General features: G+C 33.8%; 4 protein-coding genes. 3 read left to right on the forward strand and 1 reads right to left on the reverse strand.

The annotated features are described in order from the left end of the window. The first annotated feature begins 132 nt into the window (after positions 1-132). Positions 133-1,911, forward strand: a complete 1,779-nt coding sequence (locus QZL64_RS06925) for a sulfatase-like hydrolase/transferase (RefSeq protein ID WP_021841286.1) — start codon at positions 133-135, stop codon at positions 1,909-1,911. A gap of 212 nt (positions 1,912-2,123) precedes the next feature. Here the strand turns inward: QZL64_RS06925 and QZL64_RS06930 are convergent, their stop codons facing one another. Next, positions 2,124-2,399 carry a hypothetical protein gene (locus QZL64_RS06930; protein WP_021841287.1) on the reverse strand — a complete coding sequence of 92 codons (276 nt, stop codon included), beginning with the start codon at positions 2,397-2,399 and terminating at the stop codon, positions 2,124-2,126. A gap of 312 nt (positions 2,400-2,711) precedes the next feature. Here QZL64_RS06930 and QZL64_RS06935 point away from each other — a divergent pair, with 312 nt between their 5' ends. Then, positions 2,712-3,200: a hypothetical protein gene (locus tag QZL64_RS06935; RefSeq protein WP_021841288.1), complete on the forward strand. Its 489-nt coding sequence runs from the start codon at positions 2,712-2,714 to the stop codon at positions 3,198-3,200. Between the two features lie 22 nt (positions 3,201-3,222). Next, the gene (locus QZL64_RS06940; protein WP_021841289.1) at positions 3,223-3,990 is read left to right on the forward strand and encodes a DUF1828 domain-containing protein; all 768 of its coding nucleotides are present in this window, start codon (positions 3,223-3,225) and stop codon (positions 3,988-3,990) included. Positions 3,991-4,280: the final 290 nt, after the last annotated feature.

Below are 4,280 nucleotides of genomic sequence, written 5' to 3' on the forward strand. Positions count from 1 at the left end.
AAATTTTGTCGCATTTGATATTGCAATTAGCAAAGAAAATATACAAGGTTATCAAGCGTTAATAAATATTGATAATTACAGTCAAAAAATATTTAATAGATAGCAACACAATATAGAAAGGGGAGAGGGACGTTGGATATAAACTCAGTATATTTAGCCCCTGGCTTATACTTCTTTTCTTATTTTTATTATTTAAGTGTGTCTCATGGATTGGGAAAAAAGGCCACATTTTTACAATTGCGTCGTTTTTTACCCTGTGCGATTGTAGCCGTACTTCCTATTATGATGGGGCAAGTACCACTGACAGCCCCTTATTTGAGCACCAGTTTACTTACGGGATTCCTCTGGATTACGACGTATCCGTTATTATATTTCATTACATACCGTAAGAGTTCAACAGACTTCGGTTTTCACTTTGATCCCGTGTTTGGCATGTACATTATCGGCTGGATGATGAGTTTGAAGTTATTGGTAATATCTTTAAACTTGTTACCGAATGTATTCATGCCGGTGTTGGCAACGGTTGAGTTTCTAATTTTTATGATTCCGTTTGCTCAATGGGTCTATTACTACCTGTATCGGACCTGTGTGACCGAAGATGGGATGATGATGATACAGGAAACTCATTATAATGAGATTATTGAGTATTTTAAGTCGTTTTCCGTTGGGTTTAACATTATAACCTTTGCCTTAGTAGCAGGGCTCTACGCCTTATTTATTTGGGCTAATTTGGAGTATACGAGTGTGATGCTGGCCTTATGGCAAATTATCTTTTTGGCCGGCCTTAGCCTAGTTCTTGGCATTTATTTGTGGAAAAAACGCAAGGGTGTTTTCATTCGTACGGGTATTGTGGAATTATATTTTGATATTAAAGAATACTTTGAAACCACGATGTTGTATCAGACGAATATGAAAGAGCGCATTAAGGATTTGGAAGTAACTCCATCGGTGCCTGAATTTAAGGAACCATCCACTATTATTTTAGTCATCGGTGAATCCGCATCGCGTGATTATATGTCGGCATTTACGGATTACGAGCATGAAACAACGCCTTGGCTGTCGGCTAAAAAACAGGATTCCCACTTTATTTTGTACCCTAACAGCTATTCCAGTATTCCTCATACCGTATCTTCTTTGGAGCGCGCTTTAACTGAGTTTAATCAATACAATGATAAACAGTTTTACACTTCGTGTTCCATTATTGATATTGCTCATAAAGCAGGCTATACGACGCATTGGTACAGCAATCAGGGGCACTTGGGCTGTGCTGATACACCAGTAACCTTGGTGGCTAATACATCGGGGACTGCCAAATGGACAAAACAGAATCTCAATGAGGTTCAGTATGATGAAATGCTCTTAGAGTATCTTGATGAAATTGATCCTACTAAAAATAACTTTGTAGTAGTTCATTTAAAGGGAAATCACTTCAATTTTATTAATCGCTATCCGCAAAGCTTTGCCAAATTTAGCGAACCGGGTAAATATGATTTGATTAATAATTATATTGATTCGATTGCCTATACGGACTATATTTTGCAAAAGATTTGGGAATACGGTAAGGAAAAGCTCAATATGCAGGCTATGCTGTATTTTTCCGATCATGCCACGATTCCGGATAAAAGACGTTCACCGGACTTCGGCGGTTTTGGGACCGTGCGCATTCCGATGTTTACGTATTTTTCAGATAATTATATTGAAAAATATCCTGAAACGTATCAAGCCTTATTGGACAATAAAAATAAATACTTCACCAATGACTTGGCCTATGAATTGGTGTGCGGCATTCTCAACATAAAATCTAATCACTATGATGAAACCAATAGCTTAGCATCTCCGTTATATAAATATACCCGCGATATGTTGAAAACGAACTTGGGGCAGCGTAGTCTCAGTGAAGATGTGGATTAGTAGAATATGTAGAGTGTGTAGCGTTAGAGTATGTAGAGTAATAGAGGATTAATAATAGAATAGAAGTCTTATTAAACAATAAAGGGTCAGTAGCGATTTTAACTTTTATAAAATCGTTACTGACCCTTTCGATTTAAGTTTAGATATTAACGGCCATAGATAGAAATATTAACGGCCGTAGGTAGATCGATTAATGACAATAAGTGGAGTGATTAATGACAATAGGTGGAGCGCGAGTTGTTGTCGTAGTTCATCATGTGATGATGACCATAGCTATTGCCGTTGTACATCATAGTATTGCGTTCATTATCGTCGGAGCCATAATTGCCGTTATAACCGTTATAGCCGTAGCATGGAGCCCCATTATTATAGCCGGAATTATCATATTGATAACCGTTCATTGGGGAGTTCCCATATGCCTGAACCATAGGATATGCTGCGAGACCGATAACAGCAGTGAGTGCTAGTGCAGATAACCATTTTTTCATAATAATAACCTCCTTATATAATACCTTCTGATTTGATTATAAGTGTTTTGGAGTTGAGAATCAAGGAGGGGTATAGGGAAGACGGAGCTAACTCGTGGAAAAAGAGTGGTGATATGATAATAAAATTGATAAATGATTGATATTTTGCTTTGTTTTACCATTGTTTGCTAAGGATAGAAGTAGTATAATAAAAGTGAACATATGTTTAAATATAGGGAAAGGGTTATAAGTTTATAGCAATATATGATAAATGACTGCATAACCTTAGAATAAAAATACAGATATATTTTTATAAGAGGGGATATGATATAATTGGCTAAGTCACCTATTACTCAGGAATATTTAGATGAATTGATTTCTATTCCTAAGCGAATTATTAAAAATCCAAGGAAGGAATTTACAATTCAGAGTGGCTGCAGAAGAAAAACATTTGAAGTTTATTCGGATAAATATAATGAAAAATTCAGAGTTTTCATGCGTCAAAGCGAGATGTTGCCTGAAAATTATTCTATTGGGTTACAATTATTATGTAGTGAATTTGATAATGATCCTATTCTTTTTAGATGCAATGGACCACATGGTGGAAATTTAAGTTTGAAAGAGCATTTTGTTACTCATATTCATAGGTGCAAATTAGAAGATTATAATGGGACTTTTTATACTGTAGAGAAAAGTATAGAGGTTACCAGTTCTTATTCTACTTTTGACAGTGCCATTTATTATTTCCTTACAACATGTAGTATTTTAGATGCAAAAGATTATTTTCCATCAGCTTGGAATGTTTCTTTGTTTGAAAAGTAATAGAAAGAGGTGAAGGGGTATTATGGATATAAAAGTTGTGGAAGATTGTTTGCGAAAATCTTTTGCAAATCAATTTTCGTTAGTTAAAAAACGTGATGGATTGTATCAATTAATGATCCCTGTATTTCATCCTGATGGAGATATGTTTGATATTTTCCTTCAAATCAATGACGTGAATGCTATAAACATTATAGACTGTGGTTTAACTTTAATGCGTCTATCGTATGTATTTGATATAGATACTGATAATAAGACTCAATTATTACATCGAATAGTCTATCAAGCTCGTGGAAATATTGATTTAGAGACAGGTGTGATTTCAATGTCTAGCACTCTAGACCAATTGTTTAATAATATAATGCAATTTACGCAATTAATTACGAGTGTTTTGAGTTTTACTTTATTACAACGCAAAACAGTAGCAAGCATATTTTATGAAAAGGTTAATAAATTTGTAAACCAATCATTAAATAAGTATTTATTTCAAGAGGGTTTTATACCATTAAGTGACGAAACAGATTTGAAAATTGATTATGTTTTTAAAAACAATAATAAATCCATATTTCTATTCCCTGTAAGCAGTGAATCAAAAGCTAAAGATATTATTATTAATATTTATACATTGCAAGTTGCAAACTACCCTTTTATGAGTGTCGTAGTTCATGACTCATATGATAAATTATCTAAATCAACACAGAAAAAAATTATGAAGCTTGCTGATAAGCAGTTTTATGATTTTTCTGATTTTGAGGAAGTGGCACCTAACTATTTTAAGAAGGTATTGGCATAGTTTTTGTATATAAAAACTGTTTTTGTTTGGGGTTGTAACTGAAATAATCGTTTTATAACGATATTTCGTTACAACCCTTTCGTTTTTTGTTTTGTTGAAAACTATATAAAAAAATTGATTTACAGGATATTAAATCGTATATTATAATCAAATTATCAAGAAGTGAAATGTACTTGATTAGGGATTTTAGGGTATTTATTGTTAAATTTTTGGAGGTTAGCGTGAAAAAGTATTTTAAAAAAGGGCTTGCGTTAGGGTTGAACTGCACCCCAAAAATTGGACACAATTTT

It is taken from the genome of Veillonella sp. CAG:933 (assembly GCF_000431435.1).
Classification (GTDB): domain Bacteria; phylum Bacillota; class Negativicutes; order Veillonellales; family Veillonellaceae; genus Veillonella_A.

What these genes read in the sequence shown, in the direction of transcription:
- QZL64_RS06940 (WP_021841289.1), top strand. Translation starts at nt 3,223, where the DNA reads ATGGATATAAAAGTTGTGGAAGATTGTTTGCGAAAATCTTTTGCAAAT.
- QZL64_RS06930 (WP_021841287.1), bottom strand. Translation starts at nt 2,399, where the DNA reads ATGAAAAAATGGTTATCTGCACTAGCACTCACTGCTGTTATCGGTCTC.